Genomic DNA, 18,040 nt, shown 5'->3' with positions numbered 1-18,040 from the left:
GCCGAGCTTATGCCGTGGTCACCCTGGCGACGAACGCGGCGAGGTTCGCCACGGTGCGCCGGACCTTCTCCTCCAGGGTGATCGTCTCGTGCAGCCGGGCGCCGATCCCCGCGTCCTTCTTGCCGCGCACGTACAGCGAGCAGGCGAGGTCGCTGCATATGTAGGCGCCCACCGAGTTGCCCTGCTGCCCGGACCTGCCCGCCCTGGGTGCCACCATCAGTGAGACGCCACCGGAGTGCGTGGTCAGGCACATCGAGCACATGCTGCGCCTGGTCTGCCAGGACCCGGCGTTCGACGTGCGCAGTGAGAGGGCCTTGAGGCCGCCGTCCAACTCGACCACGAGGTAGGCCCGGTCGGGTGCCTGCGGATCGCGCCAGCCGAGATAGTCCAGGTCCTCCCAGGGCAGGTCGGCCAGGTCGCGCGGGACGTTCAGCCGCTTCGCCTCGCCCTTGGAGCAGTTCACGAAGGCGGCGCGGATCTCTTGCTCGGTCAGCGGTTCCATAGGCCCAAGCTAATTTGCCTAAAAGCTTTAGGCAAATGCATAATCGGTTCAGGCGATCGGAAGGGTGCTCATGGCACGGGTAGGGCTGACCACGGACCGCGTGGTCCGGGCGGGAGCGGAGCTGGCCGACGAGGTCGGCTTCGACCAGGTGACGGCCTCGGAGCTGGCACGGCGCTTCGAAGTCAAGGTCGCGAGCCTGTACGCGCACGTGAAGAACTCCCACGACCTGAGGACCCGGATCGCGCTCCTCGCCCTGGAGGAACTCGCCGACCTGGCCGCCGACGCCGTGGCGGGCCGGGCCGGCAAGGACGCCCTGGTCGCCTTCGCCGACGTCTACCGCGACTACGGCCGTCAGCACCCCGGACGCGCCACCGCGGCCCGGATGCGGCTCGACCCCGAGACCGCGGCCGCCAGTGCGGGCGTACGGCACGCCCAGATGACCCGCGCCATCCTGCGCGGCTACGACCTGAGCGAGCCGGACCAGACCCATGCCGTACGCCTCCTGGGCAGCGTCTTCCACGGGTACAGCAGCCTGGAGCTGGCCGGCGGCTTCAGCCACAGCGCCCCCGACTCGCAGGAGACCTGGACCCGGATCCTGGACGCCCTCGACGCGCTGCTGCGCAACTGGCCCGCCACCCCCACCCCTTGATCGACAGGCCGAGGACATGCACACCGAGCACGACTGGATCACCACGCCCGTCACCGCCGACCTCCTGCGCGGCGCCCTCGACACGGAACCCACCGAACACGGCCTGCTGCCGCACCGGTTGCCCGCCTGGGCCCGCGCCCAGAACACCGACCCGCAGCTGGCCATGGCCGAGTCCCAACCCTCGGGCATACGGCTCGCCTTCCGCACCCGCGCGACCGTGATCGAACTCGACGCACTGCGCACCAAGCGCGACTACGTCGGCGCTCCGCCCCGCCCCGACGGCCTCTACGACCTCCTCGTCGACGGCCGCCCGACCGGCCAGGCCAGTGTCACGGGCGGCAACACCATCACCGTCGACATGACGGCCGGCACCGCCGAACTCCGGTCCGGCCCCATCGGCACCGTCCGCTTCGCCGACCTGCCCGACGGACTCAAGGACATCGAGATCTGGCTCCCGCACAACGAGACCACCGAGCTCGTCGCCCTGCGCACCGACGCCCCGGTCGAGCCCGCACCGGTCACCGGCCGCAAAGTGTGGCTGCACCACGGCAGTTCGATCAGCCACGGCTCCGACGCCGCGAGCCCGACGGCCACCTGGCCGGCCCTCGCCGCCTCCCTCGCCGGCGTGGAACTGATCAACCTCGGCCTGGCCGGGAGCGCGCTGCTCGACCCGTTCACCGCCCGCACCCTGCGGGACACGCCTGCCGACCTGATCAGCCTCAAGATCGGCATCAACCTCGTCAACACCGACCTGATGCGTCTGCGCGCCTTCACGCCCGCCGTGCACGGCTTCCTCGACACCATCCGCGAAGGCCACCCCGACACACCGCTCCTGGTCGTCTCGCCCATCATGTGCCCCATCCACGAGGACACGCCCGGCCCGAGCGTCCCGGACTTCAGCGACATCGCCGCCGGTCGGCTGAGGTTCGTCGCCCTGGGCGACCCCGCCGAACGCGCGAGCGGAAAGCTCACCCTGAACGTCATCCGCGACGAACTCGCCCGCATCGTCCGGCAGCGCGCCACCGACGACCCGAACCTCCACCACCTCGACGGCCGCGACCTCTACGGCGACACCGACACCGACGAACTCCCGCTGCCGGACGACCTCCACCCGGACGCCGCCACCCACCGCCGTATCGGCGAACGCTTCGCCGCACTGGCCTTCACGGACGGTGGCGTTTTCGGTGGGAAGGACGCACTTACCGTCCATCGCGCCTGAAACCGGGCTCTTCGGGCCGTACCCGTGCGACGGTTGGGCAGGCGTGGGGTAACGTCCCCGCGATTGCCGAGGTCGATGCGATGCACGAGGAGAAGGCCGAGATGGCTGGCCGAACGGGCGTGGCGCCCACTGAACAGGGCGCCGGTGGTTCGGCGTGGGCGCAGGAACTGCTCGACCATCTGCGACCGGCCGGGCGGGACGTCCGCCGGGTCGTCGGCTGGCTCGCAGAGGCTGTACGGGGGACGGCGTGTCTTCAGGACGAAGCGGGCGCGGTCCTCGCCGGGACGCGGATCCCGCTCGACGAGGGTGGCCTGGTCGCGGAGATCGTCGGCGGCCGGATCGCCTCCGCGGCCTGGGACGGCGAGGGCCGCCACCTGCGGCTCGTCAGGGTGGACCAGCCCCAGCCCGGCGGCGCCGGTGTACTGGTCGTGTCCCGCGAGACGCCCTTCGACCGGCGGACCTCCGACATCGTCACCCACTCCGCCCAGGTCATCGAACTCCTGCTCAGGGCCGACGAGACGGCCACGGCCCGACGGCGGCTCGAACGCGCGGCCGCCGACCTGCGCCTGGCCATCCTGCAACTGCTGATGGTCGAGGACACGGTCTCCGCCCGCCGGGTGGCCGCGGGCCTCTGGCCCGGCCTGCTCGACACGGACTCCGCGTGCGTCTACGTCCTGGAGGGCGGCGCCGAGGAACGCGACCACATCGCCGAGGAATGCCTGGCGGCCACGCGTGAGCGGGCGCTGGTCGTGCGCTGCCCCGCGATGGACGTGCACGTCATCGTCGTGACGCCCCGGGACGCCGCCGCCGACGAGCTGCGTGCCGTGATCGGCCGCCGACCCGGCACGCTGCTCGGCGGCAGCGCCCCGCACAGCCTCGCCCGCACCGCCACCGCCTACGGACAGGCCGTCAGCGCCCTCGCCGTCGCCCGCTTCCGCCCGGACAAGCGCGCCGTCTACGCCGAACGCACCCACCCCGAGCGCCTGATGGACCCGGCCGCCCTGCATGGCTGGACCACTCGACTGCTGCACCCGCTCGACACCCTCGCCCACCACACCCGCGCGGAACTCCTCGCCACCACCCGCCTCGGCCTGGAGTTCACCGCCGTCAGCGCCGCCAAGGTCCTCGGCGTCAGCCGCAACACCGTCCGCGCCCGCATGGAACGCGTCGAGACCCTGCTGCACACGGACTTCGCCGACCTCACCGTCCGTGCCGTCGTCCACCTCGCCCTCAACACCCAGGTCGGCCTGGGCGAGGAACCCGGCGAGGTCGTCGAGGCGGCCCCCGCCGGGCTCGACGACCTCTTGGCCGGGCCCGCCCTCCGCACCTGGGCCCACGACCTGCTCGGCCGCCTAGACCCGGACGCCCGCGACCTGCGCCGCACCCTGCGCACCTGGATCGCCGCCGGAGGCAACGCCGAACGGGCCGCACAGGATCTCGGCGTGCACGCGCAGACCGTCCGCGAACACGTCCGCAGCGCGGAACCCGTCCTGGAACGCCAACTGCTCGCCGCGGGCAGCGATCTCTACGAGGTCGTCCTCGCCCACCTGGCCCTCGGCGATCTCGACGAGCCCGACCTGCGCCGTGCGAACCGGGGCGATCCGGACTCACCTGTGCACGGGTGAGTCCCACGGGCGCGCCATGGGGCACCGACGCGGTACCCAAGGCCTCCGCCGGGCACGTAAGTTCGACGGGCCGCGGGGGCGCGACCGGAACGGGGGACCGGTCGAGCCCCCTTTGCGGTGTCAGCCCCGCAGCCGCACCGGCACCTCCTGCCGGCCGAAGGCGATGAACGACGGCACCTGCCGCAGTTCGTCCTCGCCGACCGCAAGGCGCAGTTCGGGGAAGCGTTCGAAGAGGGCGAGCGGCGCGGCGAGCGCCTCCACCCGGGCGAGCGGCGCGCCGATGCACCGGTGCACACCGATACCGAACGCCAGATGATCGTCGGCCCTGCGCGCCGCGTCGAAGACCCCCGCGTCCGCACCGTACTGCGCCGGATCCAGCCCCGCGGCCGCGTCACCTCCACGACCTCGTCCCACCCGATCCCCCCGGCCCGCACGGCGGCCGGCTGCTCGGGACGGAGCAGCAGTGCGACCACGGCGTTGCCGATCAGCGTCGGCAGCACCGTACCGATCTGCCGCTGTACGGACGCGGCGTGCTCCGGGCCCGGGTCGCAGGGGTCCATGATGTCGGCGATCATCCGGCCCGTGTCCTCGGTCAACTCGTCGGGCACGCGAAAGAGTTCACAGATGATCCGCGTCGGCAGTGGCTGCGCCAGAAGGGCCCGTACGTTGACCACTTCACCACCCGAACCGCGCCCGCATCGGTCCGGTACGCCGGTCCGCTGGCTTCCGGCGGCTTCGACCTGTTCGCCGAGCAGCTCGCACCGGGCCCGCGCGAGCTGCCGGACTTCGCCAACGGCGTCCTACGCGCCGTCGAAGGCGTCCGGGACCTCCAGTCGTCCCCGCACTTCGGCATCCGCACGCACCGCTTTCCGTGGGACGTCGGCTCAACGGCGCCTCCGGACAAGGGCGTGACGGGCCGCCCGGTCACGGCTACTGTACTCGCCAGTAACCGGACTGCGTCCAGGAGGCGACCATGCCGCAGCTCGAAGTCGACGGCGCAGTGCTGACGTACGACGACGAGGGGCCCCGCGACGGCGAGGGCGTGCCGCTGGTGTTCGTGCACGGGTGGACGGCCGACCGGCATCGCTGGGACCACCAGACCGAGCAATTCGCCGTCCGGCGCCGGGTGATACGGCTGGACCTGCGCGGGCACGGCGAGAGCACCGGCGCGGGGGTGCGGGCCGTCGGCGAGCTGGCCGACGACGTCCTCGCCCTGCTCGATCACCTGGAGGTCGACCGGTGCGTCCTGGTCGGTCACTCCATGGGCGGGATGATCGCCCAGACCATCGCCCTCGCCCAGCCCGACCGGGTGGAACGCCTGGTGCTGGTGGACTCGATCAGCCGTATGACCTACAGCCGTGGGCGGGGTCTCCTCATGGCGATCTCCACCCGGGTGCCGTTCAAGCTGTTCGTGGCCGCCAACATCAAGCGGGCCTTCTCGCCCGGCTACCCGCGCGAGGAGGTCCGCAAGTACATCGAGGCCTCCGCGGCCACGCCGAAGGAGGTGGTCATGACGGACTACGGCGCCATGCGGGCCTTCGACGTCCTCGACCGGGTCGGCGAGATCGAGGCGCCCACGCTTCTCGTGCACGGCTACCACGACATCCAGTTGCCGGTGCAGCAGATGCTGCGCATGGCGAAGGCGTATCCGAACGCCGTGGTCCGCATCATCGACGCCGGCCATGAACTGCCGGTGGAGAAGCCCGCGGAGCTGACCGCCGCGCTCGACGCGTTCGTGACCGACCGGGTGTGACCGTCTGGGTGTGACCACCGGACGACTGCCCGAATCGCCCTGCGGTACGTCTCACAGAAAGCAACGGCCCTCTCCTCGACAGGTCGGGACGACGTCGACGATCTCCCCGTCCTGGACCAGGTGCAACTCGTTGGAGCGCGCGCACAGTTTCGCCGGCCGAATGTCTTCCCCGGCAGTGTCCGAGACCGGCTCCAGCCGTCGGCCCATGAGTCGTACGCGGGGTAGGTCGTCACAGCTGCCCGGCGAGGAGGTCGCTCAGGCGCGTGCCCGCTGCCCAGCGGCGCAGCGCGGTGCCGTCGAGCAGGCAGATGTGCCCCTCCCGGCGTGCCCAGTGGACGTCCCGTGCCCTGAAGGTGCCCGATGCACGACAAGGCGGAGGGGCGAGGACTCTGCGTCGCCCCGGTGCTGCCGGGGGTGCGACACGTCCTCGTCGGGGAGGGGCTCCGCCACCGGCCGGAAGGCCACTTCCAGCCGGTGGCCGCCCTTGTCCCGGGCGCACAGGTGCGGCCGCTCCGGCGCGGACAGCATCCGCACGCGCCACCCGTCCCGGCGCAGCATCCGTGCCACCGCCAACGCCAGGCCCTGGGTGTCGAGTTCGAGCAGTTCGTCCGAGATGTAGTAGCCGGAGCGGCGGCGGACGCCGGGGCGCCGACCGCGGACCGCCAACACGACGACGAACACGACGAGAGCGCCCCCGGCGACGGGGGCGGCGAGACCGGCGGTGCGATAGCCCGCCGCCAGCCCGGCGACCAGCGCGCACACGACCACCGTCAGCGCCACGAGCGCCGGCAGTACATCGCGCAGTCGCGGACCGTAGCGGCCCTCGACCCGCAGCAGGCGCACCGCGTTCCGCCGCCGTGCGCGACGTGACTCGTAGGGCCCGTGAGTCCACGAAAGGCGCGCCACCGTGCCAGCCCCCAACGCCGCCCGCTTCCACCCGCGTTGGCATCGATACCCGGTCCGCGACCGAGTGCCCGACGAACGGAAGGGAATCCGGCAGCACACACCGGCGCACGGAGGCGTCAGGGGTGTCTCGCAGTGCGCCCGCGCTCTCGCGGGGGCGCAACTCACCTTGTCAGCAAGCCCCTTCGTCCTGCCAGACACCCCAGTCCGAGGCGACCGGCACCTCGTTCTGGGTCCACCACTTGGCCTTCCAGTTGTGGTTGCTGTACGAGACCTCGTCGCCGGCGGTGTAGACCGCGGTCGAACTCCACGCCGTCTTGCACCCGGTCGGCGTCGGTGTGGGGGTGGGCGTGGGTGTCGAGGTGGGCGGGGTGGCGCCCGCGAACTTCACCGAGTACTTGGCGAAGTCCCAGGAGTTCTGCGCCACGCTGGAGCAAGTGCCCGACGTACGGCCGCCGTTGTCGGCCGGAGTGCACTGGCGGTCCCGGTTGAGGGACCAGAAGGTGAAGCGGTCCATGTTGTGGCTCGTGGCGTAGTCCAGCACGGTCTGGAAGTCGGCCTGGGTGAAGTACTCGCCGGTGTCGCTGCGCCCGTTCATCCCGGAGAAGCCCTCATGGGCGTAGGCGGTCGCCTGGTCCCAGCCGAACGTCGACTGGAGGATGGAGTTGAAGTTGGTGAGCGCGCTGGTCTGCGAGGCGGCCCCGTTGAAACCGCCGTCGAACGGCATGATCGAGAAGTTGTTCGGCGTGAACCCCTGCGACTTCGCCTCCAGCAGCATCTGCTTGCCGAACCAGCCGGTGCCGTCCGCCGTGCCCGCCGTGGTGACGGAGACGTACAGACCGGGGTTGTTCTGCTGGAGTATCTTCGCGGCACCGATCTCGTTCTTGATCGCCGCGGTGTTCTCGTACTCCGGCTCCTCCAGGTCGAAGTCGATCGCGTGCAGGCCGTACTTGGTGATGACCTGCTGGTACGCGGCAGCGGTCGCCGCCGCGTCGGAACAGGTCTGACCGAGCTTCGTACCGCCGTACCCGCCGATGGAGACGGACACGTCGCCGCCCTTGGCGCGGATGGTGTTGATGACGGACTGGACTGCCGTGTCCGAGGAGACCGGCGCGGTACCGCCCCAAGTGGGGGAGCAGCCACCGCCGTTGGGGGCGAGGACGAAGGCGAGCTGGAAGGCCTTGAGGCCGGTGGCGTCCATGATGGCGGCCGGGTCCGGCGGGTCGTTGTCGAGCGGCATCAGGTAGGGGGCCGCCGCGTACCAGCGGTTGTCGAGCGCGGTGGTGGCGCCCGAGGCGTTGCCCGCTACCAGTGCCGTGGTTCCGGCGGCGGCGAGTCCGACGGCGGCGGCTGCGCCGAGACATGCGCGAAGACGTCTCACGGTGTGCCTCCGATGAGGTGGGGGAGTGGCCCCCAGCTTCGGGCCGGGCGACGAGCACGTCTACGGTTAGGTCTAGACCAAACTCTTTCTTGGTCCAGACCAGGTGATTCCTTTGCGCTCCGACGCACTGCCGACGCGCACTGCCGACGCGCAGAGCCGCGCCACCCGGGGCATGCTGTCCGGACGACGGCGGAGGAGGAGCGGTGCCGACGCAGGCGGACGACGCAGCCGACCCCCGGCGGTGGAAGGCGCTGTGGGTCACCCTCGTGGCGGGGTTCATGAGCCTGCTCGACGTGACGATCGTCGCCGTCGCGCTGCCGTCCATGCAACGCGACCTGCACACCACGGCACCCGCCATCCAGTGGGTGGTCTCCGGCTACGCGCTTGCCTTCGCCCTGGTCCTGGTCACCGCCGGCCGCATCGGCGACGCCGTCGGCAGACGCCGTATCTTCCTCGTGGCCCTCGGCGCCTTCGTGCTGTGCAGCGCCGCGGCGGGCGCGGCCCCCACCATCACCTGGCTCGTCGTGGCCCGCCTCGCGCAGGGAGTCGCCGCGGGCTGTCTCGCCCCGCAGAACTCCGCGCTCATCCAGCAGATGTTCCGCGGCGCCGAACGCGGCCGCGCCTTCGGCCTGTTCGGGGCGACGGTCGGCATCTCCAGCGCCGTCGGCCCCGTCGTCGGCGGCCTCGTCCTCGCCCTGGCCGACGGCCCCCAGGGCTGGCGCTGGATCTTCTACGTCAACGTCCCGGTCGGCGCGATCGCCCTCCTGCTCGGCCTCCGCCTCCTCCCGAAGACGGCTCCCGGCCACCGGGAACGCCTCGACGTCGTCGGCGTCGCACTCCTCGGCGCCGGAGTCCTCGCCCTGATGCTCCCGCTGGTGCTCGCCGAGTCGGGAGGCGTACGACGACTGTGGTGGCTCTTCGTCGTGGGCCCGGCGCTGCTCATCGCGTTCGTCTGCTGGGAGCGACGCGTCGCGGCCCGCGAAGGCCACCCCCTCCTGGACCCCCGCCTCCTGACCAATACCCGCGGCTACGCCACCGGCGCAGCCATCGCCACCCTCTACTTCGTGGGCTTCAGCGGCGTATGGCTGGTCTTCGCCCTCTACTACCAGAACGGCCTCGACTACTCACCGCTCCGCTCGGGCCTCGCAGTGACCCCCTTCGCCCTCGGCTCCGCCCTCGCCGCCGCGCTGGCCGGCCGACTGGTGGACCGCCTGGGCAGAGTGCTGACCGTCTGCGGACTTGCCGCCGTCACGCTCGGCCTGGGCGGCACGGCCCTGATCCTGCGCCTGGCCTCCACCGGCCTCGCCCCTGGCTCACCGTCCCGGCCCTCTTCCTGGGTGGCCTGGGCAGCGGCTGCGTCATCTCGCCCAACGTCACCATGACCCTGCGCGAGGTCCCGGTCCGCATGGCGGGAGCGGCGGGCGGCGCCCTGCAGACCGGACAGCGCCTGGGCGGCTCCATCGGCACGGCGGCACTCCCCGGACTCTTCTACGTCGTCCTCGCCGCCGACCACCACGACTACCGCACGGCTGTCGCGACCGCCGTCGGACTGGGCATCGCGCCCGTCGCGTGCGCGCTGGCCCTGGCGATCCACGACTGGCACCGCGACCGGCGAGCGAGCAAGCAGCTGTGCCCGCCCGAGGTCTCCCACAGCCACCTCCACGCGGGCCAGGGCTGACGGCCGCCGATCCCGATCAGGCGGGCTGCCAGAGCTCGATCCGGTTGCCTTCGGGATCGGTGACCCAGCCGAACCGGCCGACACCCTCCATGTCCTGCGTCTCCTCGGCCACGTCCGCACCCTTGGCACGCAACTGCGCGAGCATCGCGTCCAGGTCGCGGACCCGGAAGTTGAGCATGGTCTGCTGGGTGCGGGACCCGAAGTAGTCGGTGCCGGACTCGAACGCCGCGAAGACCGTCGCCCCGGCTTCCTGACGCCACAGCCCGTGCTCGTCGGCGTCCAGCCCCAGACAGTCGCGGTACCAGACGCTCAGGGCCGCCGGGTCGGCGGCCCTCACGAAGTAACCACCGATTCCAAGCACACGTTCCATGCCGCCATCCTGCCATCAGGGCGAGTGAACGGCCTGGCAGCGCCCCATCCGCCGCGCACTGGCCGGTTCTGACCTCTCCGGACCTCCCGATTCCAGATTCTGAGAAGTTGTGGACGTCGTGTGGAGCCCAACTGTTTAAACTTTGGACTTCGCACGGAGAGGGAACACGTGAGCGAACCGACGGGCCCCGTCTGCCCTGAATGCGGCAAGTCCCGGGCAGCGGACGGCACTCCGTCCTGCTCCTGCGGCCGCCGCGCCTCCGACGCCCACCGCGCGGCCCGCACGGCGGAGGCGGCGGCAGCGGAGGACTTCGACCCGGTGCGGATCCGGCCGTTCGTCGAAGTCGGCGACGAGGCAGGGCAGTTGGACGGCTCGGACGACCCGGAAGGCGTGGGGGAGCAACAACCGCCGAACTCAGCCGAGGACTTGGGTGAGACGGCTGTGACCGTCGCGGCGTCCGATTCGGACCACGCCGCCTTGTCTCCGCCCTTGCCCTCCCCGTCCGATGCCCCCGGACCGGTCGCCGACGCCCCCGCGCGGTGCTGGTCGCCGGCGTCGGAGCCGCCGTGGCCGTCGTGGTGACGGCCGGTTTCGTCGGAGGCATCTTCTGGTACGACGGCCCGGCCCGGGACGACTCCCTGTCCGGCGGCGTCCGTGCGGGCCTCCCGGACGGCTCACCCTCAGCAAGCGACACGTCTTCCCCGGACCCGTCCCACGCGACCTCCTCCGCGGATTCCTCGCCGACGGCCTCCTCCTCACCAGGCGCGACCTCGACCGAAGGCTCGCCCACCCCGACCGGCCCCAACGCCCCACCGACCCCTCGGCCAGCGCCACCGCCACGGCCACGGGCGCCCCTCACCGAGCGAATCGGGCGGCCAGGCCCCCGTCCTCCGCCTGGGCGACAAGGGATCCGAAGTCGTCGAACTCCAGCTCCGCCTCAAGCAGATCGGCTACTACGACGGAAAGGCCGACGGGGACTACGACAGCGAGGTCCAGAGCGCGGTCCGCGGCTACCAGCTCACCCGCGTCATCCTGTCGGACGAGTCGGGCGTGTACGGCCACGCGACCCGGACCTCACTCGAATCCGAGACCTCCGAGCCGTGACGGCAGTCGGCGCCACCGCCCTCAACGTCCGCAGGACTGGGAAGAGTTGCACTCCGCTCACTCGGTGACGGCCTTGAGGATCCACCCGCGCGGGACCGGCCGGCATCCGCTGCTCGAACTCGGGCAGGAGCCGGATCACGGCATCAGCGAGCACCGGCGCGCGCAAGGCCTCCTGGGCGCCGGGCATGGGTGTACGGCCGTCCGGCGGTGTGCGCGTCCATTTCCGCCAGGCGGTGGCGGGTGTGCGAGGTGGTGTGCCGGTAGATCCGGGCGAGGCCGTCGTCGGTCGCGGCGGCGAACCGGGTCACCAGGTCGACGGGGTCGGACAGGCCCGTCTCCCGCAGGGCATCGCGCAGGGCCAGGCTGTGCCGGAGGCTCGTCGCCGGCCCGCGGCCGACGGTCGGGACGGTGCAGGCCCAGGCGTCGCCGACCGCGACGACCCCGGTGACCAGGGGCTCTTCGGTGTCGTACAGATTCCGCCTGCGGTCCGTGAGCCCGCCCATGATCTGGACGCCGTCGGTGATGGGCCGCCTCGCGAGCCAGGCGGCCGCGCCGGGAAACAGCCGTACGGCGGCGGACCAGGCGCGCTCGTCGCGCAGGAGGGTGCGCAGTTCGTGGTCGTCGCCGCGGATGGTGAGGCAGAGGCGGTGGCGGGCAGGCCGCCGTCGGTGGAGCGGAAGCAGCGGCTGTAGTAGGCGAAGCCGCGCACGCCTGACTCCTCGCTCGCCCCCGCCACGCCGATGTCCCGCAGCCAGGAGGGGAGCCGGGAGCGGAGCCCGGTGCAGTCGACCACGAGGTCGGCCGGCACCGGACCCTCGCTCGAGCGTGTCGAACCGCTCGTCTCCGGCGTGCAGTTGGCCACGCAGCCCCGGTTCGGGCGTGATGACGCTCGTACGCTCCGCCCTGGCCGCGCCCTCATCTCCCTTACCGGATCGGCAGTTGGGCCTCGGCGAGCTGCATCCGGCGGGCAAGTGGAAGGTGAGTCAGGCGCATGTGCGAGATGCCTGGGCGTTTCCACATGGATCCGCTCAGGTTCCCGGTTTTCAGCTACTTCCTGCGGACCCGGTGAGGGTTCACCTCCGCTGAACAACTCGCCCGAGGAGATCCTGTGACAGGCCGACCCGGTTACTTCTCGAGGGTTACCGACCTGCGGGTCGGGCTACCCAGTGCCCAGAAGAGGACGCCGAGGAGCATGAAGGCGGCGAGCGGGACGGCCTCCGTGAGGAGGTACTTCCAGCGCTCGTCGTAACTCCAGCCGTCCGGGCGGAAGTCGGAGCCGAACCAGTGGTCGCCGAGACCGGGTGCGACCAGCTGCACGCTCGCGAACAGGATGAGCACGGTGAGCACGGTGGCGATGGTGCGGGGGAACGGCGCCCGGTAGGGCCGGGAGGCGTGCGGGGCCTTGCGGCGCAGTACCGGAAGCGCCGGGAAGATGCCGAGATAGCTGACGAGGGTGGTGGACACGGCGAGACCGAGGACGGCGCCGAAGAGCTTGGCGGCGCTGCCGTTGGTCAGTTCGTGGGCCAGGACCAGCACGAGGGTGGAGACAAGCCCGCTGAGGATGTTCACCCGCACCGGAGTGCCGAACCGGCTGGAGATGACGCCGAGGAAGCGGGGCGCCGCGCCGTCGTAGCCGGAGACGGCCAGCGCCCGGTCGGAGCCCATGACCCAGGTGACGCCGGAGGACAGCACCGTGAGGATGAACATGATCGCGGCGAGATCCCCGAGCAGGCTCCCCGCACCGCTGAGCGAGACGCTGCCGTCGGCGCCGACCTGACCGCCGTACACCGTGAAGACCTGTCGGATCGCGTCGATGAATCCACCCAGGCCCGTGACGGCCTTGACCGGCAGGACCAGCAGGATGCCGAGAATCGGCAGCGCGTACAGCAGAACGGCGAGGAAAGCGCTGCGGAAGATCGCGAAAGGCACGTCCTTCTGTGCGTCGGTCATTTCGTCGCCCGCGGTGTTGGGCAGCTCGAAACCGACGTAGTTGAACATCAGCACCGGCACCAGGCCGACGAATCCCGCATACGTCGGCGAGAAGTCGCCGAACCCGAATCCGTGCAGGCCGTGCTTGATGCCGTAGACGGCCACGGTGAGGGTGAACAGGCCGAGCAGAAGGAAACGGCTCCAGGCGCCGATCGTGGGGATCCACTTGCCGATGTCGAAGGAGAGGATCGCCGCGAGCACGCCGACCCAGACGAAGGCGAGCGTGAAGACGTAGAACGCCGGGGTGCTCAGATCCTTTCCGTCGTTGAAGAAGGTGGTGTACGCGGTGACGGCCGACACGGAGAGCGTGCCGCCGAGCCAGACCGGGTTGGTGATCCAGTAGAGGAAGTTGTTGACCGCACCCGCCAGGCGGCCGAAGGCGCGGCTGGTCCAGATGTAGGGGCCGCCCTCGTCGGGGAACGCGGCGCCGAGCTCGGCGGTCAGCAGCGCGGAGGGGATGAAGAACACGGCGGCCAGCACGATGAGCCAGGTGAACGCCTCGGCACCGGAGGAGGCCACGGTGCCGATGGTGTCCACGCCGACGATGGTGCACAGCAGGAAGAAGAGGATGTCGAAGCGGCCGAAGTGCTTGCGCAGCTTCTGCCGTTCCTCCTGGGCGGCCGGCGGCGCGCTGACCGGCTCGGGTGCGATGGGGCCAGCGGTCACCGGGGGCTCCTCGGGGGCGCGGGAGAGGTGTGCGATTCGGCCAATGATCGACGCCCAGGAACAAGCGCACAAGCGTTCGTGGTGAAGTCTTGACCATCAGTTCTTCACATCCGGCTTGCCCCGGTCTCCCGCGCTATCCGGCCACCCCGTGCTCAGCCGACCGGCGGGCGGCGGTCGGTCCAGGGGTGCGCCAGTTCGAGGGCGCGGGACACCTGGAGCAGGAGGTCCTCGCGCCACGGTGCCGCGACGATCTGGACGCCGACGGGCAGGCCGGTGGCGTCGTCCTGGTGGACGGGCAGGGAGATCGCCGGCTGCCCGGTCACGTTGAACACGGACGTGAACACCCCCATCGGGTAGCTGTTGAGCAGCGCCATCAGCGGATGGTCGTCGACGCCTTCGCGCCACGCGCCGACGAGCGGCGGGAGGCACGCCATCGTCGGTGTGACGAGCAGGTCGAACCCGGCGAGGAAGCCCTCGACGATCCGCCGCGACAGCTCCTGGGTCTTGAGGACCCCTTCCGCGTACGCCCATGAGTCGACGGCCCGGGCCGCCTCGCGCAGGGCACGGTTGTGGGGTTCGACGCGGTCCGGGTCGGCCAGCTCGATCCCGGCACCGCCGATGTTCCAGATGGTCGTGAAGGCGGAGACCAGTTCGTCGGTCGGGGGCAGCGGCAGAGGAGTGTCGACGATGTGGTGACCGGCGGCATCGAGCGCGCGGAGGGCGACGTCGACGGCCGCCTTGCAGGCCGGGTCCACGCTGATCCCGTCGATCGGCGAGTCCGTCAGCACACCGATCCGCAGCCCGGTCGGCGCCTCCGTCCGCACCGCGGCGGCGAAGGAGCCGCGCGGAGCCGGCGGCGACCACCAGGCGCCGGGATCATGGACGGCGAGCACATCGAGGACGGCCGCCGTGTCCGCCACGGTACGGGAGACCACACCACTCGTGGCCAGCCCCTCCACGACGACGGTCGCGTTGCTGACCAGGCCCCGGGTGGGCTTGAGCCCGACGAGACCGTTGCAGGAGGCGGGGATACGGATCGACCCGCCGCCGTCCTCGGCATGGGCGACGGGCGCCATCCCGGCGGCGACGGCGACGCCCGCGCCACTCGACGACCCGCCCGGTGTGCGCTCCGGATCCCAGGGATTGCGTGAGATGCCGAGGGCCTCGCTCTCGGTGAAGGGCAGGGAGCCGAACTCGGAGGTGGTCGTCTTGCCGAGCAGCACGAACCCCGCGTCCACGAACCGCCGGACGACCGGCTCCGACGTCTCCGCCGGCGTCTTCCGCGCACCGGCGGACCCATGGGTCGTGGGCCAACCGGCCACGTCCAGAAGGTCCTTGACGGGCAACGGCACACCGAGGAACGGCGGGAGTACGTCGTCCGAGCCGGCCCGCGCGACCACGTCGGCCGCCGCTGACGCGGCCTTGCGGACGTCGTCGTCGGCCCGGTGGCAGAAGGCGTTGAGCCGGGGGTCGAGCTCGTCGATCCGACCGAGGTAGCAGTCGGCCACCTCGACGGGGCTGATCTCCTTGCGGCGCACGGCCGCGGCGAGTTCGACAGCTGAGGTGAACGGGTCAATCGGCGATGGCATCACGAACGGTCCTTTCCGACCGGGACTGCTTGCGGATGCTGCCAGCGTCGCCCCGCTCCGCGCATCGCGTCTTGGACGAATGTCACCTAGCCTGACGTCATGCGATCCGCCGAAGCGCTCCAGGACGCAGCGGCGGTGTGGGACATCGCCACCCCGTCGGGTCCGCCTCGGCTGCCCGGTGTCACCATGGCCGGATTCCGGGCCCGCACCAGGGAGTTCGTCGATCTCAGCGTCGTCCCCTACCCGGCCGTCACGCTGGCCGTCGACCTGGGCGACGGGCCGCTCGCGGTCGACGACATCACCGGTCGGCGGCACAACGGCAGTGTCGTCGCCGGACTCGCCTCCATCGGCGTCCACGGGCGCGGCCACGACATCGAGTGCCTGCAGATACGGCTGTCACCGGCCGTCGCCCACGCGGTACTCGGCGCCTCCTCGGATCTGGCCGGGACGGTGGTCACCCTCGACGACCTCTGGGGCCGCGACGCGGCCCGGACCGAGGAGCGACTGCGCGCGGCCGAGACCTGGCAGGACCGCTTCGCCATCGCGGAGGCGGCGCTCGCCCGCCGACACGAGGAAGGCCGCCCGATCGATCCGGAAGTCGCCTATGTCTGGGCCCGGATGGAGCGGAACCACGGCGGAATCCGGGTCGAGCCACTCGCGGCCGAGGTCGGCTGGAGCCGCAAACACCTGTGGTCGCGCTTCCGCGCCCAGACCGGCATCAACCCCAAACGCGCGGCCCAGTTGATCCGCTTCGACCACGCGGCCCACTGCCTCGCCGCCGGCCGCAGCGCAGCCCAGGTGGCGGCCGAGATCGGCTACGCCGACCAGTCCCACCTCCACCGCGACGTCCGCGCCTTCGCCGGCGTGACACCGACGGCGGTCGCGGACGCGCCCTGGCTCGCGGTGGACGACGTGGCGTGGGCGACGCCGGGCGCTGGGCTCCGCTGAACCGGAGTGGCAGGAACAACTCGCCCGCGGAATACGGACACTTCAGGCCGACGGCCTGGTGTCATCGGCCCTCGACGCGGACCGGACGGCCGCCGCGCTGCTCGCCGGTGTCCGACACTATCCGGTCGTCGCGGGTGCCTCGATGACCGCGTTGGCCGAGCAGGTCCGCAGGTAGGCCGCGTCCTCGGAGCAGATGGCGATCGTGACCGGACTGGTCCCGTTCCACGGGCTGGTCAACGAGGTACCAGTGATCAACGGTGAGGAGACTTCGATGAAGCAGCTGCCGTCGCTGTTGCACCTGCCGACGCGGTACCCGACGGTGTCGTTGTCCGTCGCGGCCTTGGGGTTCCAGGTGACGGTGAAGGTGCGGGCGACCGGGTCGATGGATCCGGTGACGCCGGTCGGTGCGGGCGGCCGGGTCAGGTCCAGGGACTTCAACGCCAGCGGCGCCGAGGCCGACCGGTTGCCGGAGGTGTCCACCGCGACGACCACGTAGTAGTACGTCGCGCCGGTGGCGGGCGGGTAGTCGGCGAAGGTCAGCGCGTTGAAGGGTGTCGCGGTGCTGCGCAGGTGGGCCGCGTCGAGCGCGACCGGTGTCGTGTCGGACCGGTAGACCAGGTAGCCGGCGAGATCCGAGGCCGTGACCTTGTTCCAGGTCAGGGTCACGGTCACGGACCGGGGCGTGGTGGTCGCCTGCAGGCCGGTCGGCGCGGGCGGCGGCGTGGTGTCGGCCGCGCCCCGGGCCGACGTCGGTACGGCCGCCGCGGCGACTCCTCCACCGGCCATCACCCCGCCGGCCAGCAGGGCTAACGCGGCGATGCCGGTGAAGACTCGTCGCGCGCGCTTGATCGTCCCCATCTTTTCTCCCCTGAAGGTGTCAGTGGTTCCTCCCTTTCTGACACACGATCATGGCGAGGCGTTGTGCGGACCGGTACGGCAGCCGGTCCCGACGGGGAGCTCCGGATGAATCAGCTCTTGGCGATCGCCGACTCGGCCGCCGCCTTGATCCGCGCACCGAAGGCGGGGGCGTCCTTGCGGGCCGCGCTCAGGGCCAGGCCCACGAGGAGTTTGCCCAGCCCGTGGCCCTCCAGGACGTTGAAGATACGGACCCGGGTGCGGCCGTCGGCCAGCGCCTCCAGGTCGTAACCGCCCTCGCTCGCCGTCACCTGGTTCTTCGAGACCTCGGCCCAGCGGAGCTTCACCGGCGCTTCGAACTCGGTGATACGGAACTCCCGGGCGGTCTTCATCCCGGCGTCCTTGACCGTGCTCCGGAAGACCGTGCCCACGGCTGTCGGGCCGTCGGGGGTCCGGTCGATCCGGAGAACGCGGGGGCTGAACTGCGGATCGTTGCGTCCGTCGGCGAGATAGGCGAAGACCTCCGCCACGGGCCGGTCGACCTCGACCACCGCTTCGAACTGTCCTGACATGGGCACTCCTCATCGGCCGCGCCGTGCCGCCCGTGCGGTCACAGCGGCACCGCGACCCTATGGGACGACCGGGCATCCCGCGAGGTGAACGGCGCGTACGGCTGCCGACGGCGACACCGGCCCCGAGGCGGGCGCCCCCGCCCAACCGACCGTCCCAGCCAGGCCCTCGACGACTCCTCATCAAGGTGACCCACTCCGCCTGCGTCCACGTGTCATACCCACCGGACGCCGGAGAGG

At 71.3% G+C, this 18,040-nt stretch carries 16 protein-coding genes and 2 pseudogenes; 8 read left to right on the top strand and 10 right to left on the bottom strand.

The window, feature by feature from the left end; genetic code table 11:
- Window positions 1-7 precede the first annotated feature (7 nt).
- Window positions 8-502 (bottom strand): FBP domain-containing protein, encoded by a 495-nt coding sequence (locus ACQEWB_RS00770; protein ID WP_432825889.1) that lies wholly within the window; start codon window positions 500-502, stop codon window positions 8-10.
- Between the two features lie 70 nt (window positions 503-572).
- Between ACQEWB_RS00770 and ACQEWB_RS00765 the strand changes: the two genes are divergently transcribed.
- From ACQEWB_RS00765 to ACQEWB_RS00755, 3 genes are all read left to right on the top strand, one after another.
- Entirely contained in the window at window positions 573-1,151 is a 579-nt protein-coding gene (locus ACQEWB_RS00765) for a TetR/AcrR family transcriptional regulator (RefSeq protein ID WP_432825887.1), read from the top strand.
- Window positions 1,152-1,167: 16 nt separating this feature from the next.
- Window positions 1,168-2,370, top strand: a complete 1,203-nt coding sequence (locus tag ACQEWB_RS00760) for a GDSL-type esterase/lipase family protein (protein ID WP_432825885.1) — start codon at window positions 1,168-1,170, stop codon at window positions 2,368-2,370.
- Window positions 2,371-2,471: 101 nt separating this feature from the next.
- On the top strand, window positions 2,472-3,995 hold the full coding sequence (locus ACQEWB_RS00755) for a helix-turn-helix domain-containing protein (protein ID WP_432825883.1): 1,524 nt from the start codon (window positions 2,472-2,474) through the stop codon (window positions 3,993-3,995).
- A 120-nt stretch (window positions 3,996-4,115) separates the two neighbouring features.
- Here ACQEWB_RS00755 and ACQEWB_RS00750 read toward each other — a convergent pair.
- Window positions 4,116-4,672: pseudogene (locus ACQEWB_RS00750) on the bottom strand (cytochrome P450); the annotation flags it as partial.
- A 296-nt stretch (window positions 4,673-4,968) separates the two neighbouring features.
- Between ACQEWB_RS00750 and ACQEWB_RS00745 the strand changes: the two are divergent.
- Window positions 4,969-5,748 (top strand): alpha/beta fold hydrolase, encoded by a 780-nt coding sequence (locus tag ACQEWB_RS00745; protein ID WP_432825881.1) that lies wholly within the window; start codon window positions 4,969-4,971, stop codon window positions 5,746-5,748.
- A gap of 255 nt (window positions 5,749-6,003) precedes the next feature.
- Here ACQEWB_RS00745 and ACQEWB_RS00740 read toward each other — a convergent pair whose 3' ends face one another.
- Window positions 6,004-6,591: a hypothetical protein gene (locus ACQEWB_RS00740; protein ID WP_432825879.1), complete on the bottom strand. Its 588-nt coding sequence runs from the start codon at window positions 6,589-6,591 to the stop codon at window positions 6,004-6,006.
- Between the two features lie 232 nt (window positions 6,592-6,823).
- Window positions 6,824-8,032, bottom strand: a complete 1,209-nt coding sequence (locus ACQEWB_RS00735; protein WP_432825877.1) for a chitinase — start codon at window positions 8,030-8,032, stop codon at window positions 6,824-6,826.
- A gap of 203 nt (window positions 8,033-8,235) precedes the next feature.
- On the opposite strand from ACQEWB_RS00735, the pseudogene ACQEWB_RS00730 reads away from it, so the two are divergent.
- A pseudogene (locus ACQEWB_RS00730) lies at window positions 8,236-9,710 on the top strand (MFS transporter).
- 16 nt (window positions 9,711-9,726) lie between these two features.
- On the opposite strand, the gene ACQEWB_RS00725 reads toward ACQEWB_RS00730, so the two are convergent.
- On the bottom strand, window positions 9,727-10,080 hold the full coding sequence (locus tag ACQEWB_RS00725) for a VOC family protein (protein ID WP_432825875.1): 354 nt from the start codon (window positions 10,078-10,080) through the stop codon (window positions 9,727-9,729).
- Between the two features lie 168 nt (window positions 10,081-10,248).
- Here ACQEWB_RS00725 and ACQEWB_RS00720 point away from each other — a divergent pair, with 168 nt between their 5' ends.
- Window positions 10,249-10,662, top strand: coding sequence for a hypothetical protein (locus ACQEWB_RS00720; protein ID WP_432825874.1), 414 nt, complete (start codon window positions 10,249-10,251; stop codon window positions 10,660-10,662).
- Between the two features lie 72 nt (window positions 10,663-10,734).
- Window positions 10,735-11,184 (top strand): peptidoglycan-binding domain-containing protein, encoded by a 450-nt coding sequence (locus ACQEWB_RS00715; protein ID WP_432825872.1) that lies wholly within the window; start codon window positions 10,735-10,737, stop codon window positions 11,182-11,184.
- A gap of 143 nt (window positions 11,185-11,327) precedes the next feature.
- On the opposite strand, the gene ACQEWB_RS00710 is transcribed toward ACQEWB_RS00715, so the two are convergent.
- The 3 genes from ACQEWB_RS00710 to ACQEWB_RS00700 all read right to left on the bottom strand — a co-directional run bounded on the left by ACQEWB_RS00710 (window position 11,328) and on the right by ACQEWB_RS00700 (window position 15,428).
- Window positions 11,328-11,687 (bottom strand): hypothetical protein, encoded by a 360-nt coding sequence (locus ACQEWB_RS00710; RefSeq protein ID WP_432825870.1) that lies wholly within the window; start codon window positions 11,685-11,687, stop codon window positions 11,328-11,330.
- A gap of 622 nt (window positions 11,688-12,309) precedes the next feature.
- Entirely contained in the window at window positions 12,310-13,839 is a 1,530-nt protein-coding gene (locus ACQEWB_RS00705; RefSeq protein WP_432825868.1) for an APC family permease, read from the bottom strand.
- A 152-nt stretch (window positions 13,840-13,991) separates the two neighbouring features.
- Complete coding sequence (locus ACQEWB_RS00700; RefSeq protein WP_432825866.1) at window positions 13,992-15,428, bottom strand: amidase; 1,437 nt, start codon at window positions 15,426-15,428, stop codon at window positions 13,992-13,994.
- A gap of 99 nt (window positions 15,429-15,527) precedes the next feature.
- Between ACQEWB_RS00700 and ACQEWB_RS00695 the strand changes: the two genes are divergently transcribed.
- On the top strand, window positions 15,528-16,376 hold the full coding sequence (locus ACQEWB_RS00695; protein WP_432825864.1) for a helix-turn-helix domain-containing protein: 849 nt from the start codon (window positions 15,528-15,530) through the stop codon (window positions 16,374-16,376).
- Between the two features lie 117 nt (window positions 16,377-16,493).
- Here the strand turns inward: ACQEWB_RS00695 and ACQEWB_RS00690 are convergent, their stop codons facing one another.
- Both ACQEWB_RS00690 and ACQEWB_RS00685 read right to left on the bottom strand, forming a co-directional pair.
- A complete protein-coding gene (locus ACQEWB_RS00690; protein WP_432825862.1) occupies window positions 16,494-17,234 on the bottom strand; it encodes a hypothetical protein in 741 nt (246 codons plus the stop codon).
- Window positions 17,235-17,344: 110 nt separating this feature from the next.
- Window positions 17,345-17,803: an SRPBCC family protein gene (locus ACQEWB_RS00685; protein WP_432825860.1), complete on the bottom strand. Its 459-nt coding sequence runs from the start codon at window positions 17,801-17,803 to the stop codon at window positions 17,345-17,347.
- Window positions 17,804-18,040: the final 237 nt, after the last annotated feature.

Source organism: Streptomyces sp. CA-249302, assembly GCF_050936785.1.
Lineage (GTDB): Bacteria > Actinomycetota > Actinomycetes > Streptomycetales > Streptomycetaceae > Streptomyces.
This window is presented reverse-complemented; position numbering and strand designations above follow the sequence as displayed.